Below are 1,574 nucleotides of genomic sequence, written 5' to 3' on the forward strand. Positions count from 1 at the left end.
CTCGGAGCGGATCCGGGCAGGCCTTGAGCGCCGCCGCGCCGAAGGGAAGCCTGTCGGCCGTCAGCCCGGTGCCGCGGACCGCAAGCCGCGGCGGAGGTCCGGCTACGTCGCGACATGGGAGGACGGCGGCAAACGCAGAGCGGCAGCACACGAGGACGAGGCCGCGGCCGCGCTCTGAGCATTGCTCGCCACTACCTCGGTCACCTGACCGACCGCCAAACCGTGTCCACGCTCGAGCGCGTCGGCCCGCCGACCACGCGGTCTATCTAGCGCCCCTTGCGCCCGCGGCGGAACCGTCTCCGGCGCGCGCGGTAACCCCTGACGGCGGTACGGAGCGCGCGGATCGCCTCCATGAGCTGTTTCTCGGCGAGCTGCGCCTGGCGCGACTTCCTCGCCTGCTGGTACGCGAACAAAGTGTCGGTGACTTCCCCGGCCGCTTGCTGGAGCCGGTCGGACATGAGCGAGAGTTGCACCAGAGCGGCCGAGGCTTGGATAGACGCGGCGGTGTACCTGTCCGTGAAGCGTGCGCCTTCGTTGGCGTCCCACGCGGCCAGCGCATCAATCCCGGTCGCCGCGCCACTCACCCAGTTCCCGGATGACACATGCGCCGCGATGACATGCAGGAGCGCCTGCCCGCCTGCCAGGAAGTTGGCCTTCCATGAGTCGCGCCGGTGCCTGAACAGCGCCCGCTCGGTTTCCATGACGCCGATGGCCGTGGAGATCTGGATGAAGAGTGCCTCCGCCTTCGCCCGTTCGGTGCCTCGGGCGTCGGCGCGCCGCTGGGCGGTGGCCAGGACTCAGGTCACGATAACCGCGGCGATTGTGAAACGCGCCGGTGACGATGGCACTTTCCATGGACGCTAATCGTGCCGTGCAGCGACGTGCCTAGGCGGGAATTACGCCCAGGGCGCGACGCGTGACGCCGGCAACCGCAACTCGCGGATTCTAGAAGATCTCACAGTCGAAGCAAGAGCCCTGCTGCGTACAGGCTGGTGATGTGGTCGCGGACGGCACGGGGCTGAGGGCCGCCCCGGATGAGGATGCCGCATTCGAGGTTGGACTCCATGGCGCGGTTGGTGAGGTTGGCGCTGCCGACGAGCGCGACCTTGTCGTCGACGACGATGACCTTCGCGTGCAGGGACGCGCCTGGCGGGCGGGCGCATGCGGGCCAGTGCAGGCGGAACGCGCCGAGGCCCGGGAAGGGCATGCCTGATGCCGTGTAGGACGGGTTGTCTTGGTGGCGTTCGGCGAGCAGCGTGACCACTACGCCTCGGGCGGCAGCCGCCGACAATGCGGTGCTGATCGAAGGCTCGGTGTGGGTCGCATAGCTGACTAGCAGGATCTGCGACCGCGCCGCGTTGATCAGCTCGATGACCGCCGCCGCGGTCAGCCGCGACGAGGACACACCGGATTCCGGGCCAGTCCAGACAACCGACACCGACTGATGCCGCCGGGCCCGCTCAACGGCCCGGGCCGTGCCCGCGAGCAGACCCGCCAGGTAGGCCGACTCGGAGTAGCGAAGCCGGTGCAGCAGTTGGTCGCACGCGTCCCGCAGAATCGCGGAACCGGTCGTG

The 1,574-nt window shown here is 69.2% G+C and carries 2 protein-coding genes; both read right to left on the minus strand.

What is annotated here, in order from left to right; translation table 11 throughout:
- Positions 1 to 266: 266 nt before the first annotated feature.
- On the minus strand, positions 267 to 701 hold the full coding sequence (locus VG296_RS08260; protein WP_325564769.1) for a hypothetical protein: 435 nt from the start codon (positions 699 to 701) through the stop codon (positions 267 to 269).
- A 254-nt stretch (positions 702 to 955) separates the two neighbouring features.
- Positions 956 to 1,574: DISARM system phospholipase D-like protein DrmC (gene drmC / locus VG296_RS08265; RefSeq protein WP_325564770.1), on the minus strand; the 619-nt coding region annotated here is incomplete at its 5' end.

This window comes from Actinospica sp. (assembly GCF_035552695.1).
In the GTDB taxonomy this organism is placed as follows: Bacteria; Actinomycetota; Actinomycetes; order Streptomycetales; family Catenulisporaceae; genus Actinospica.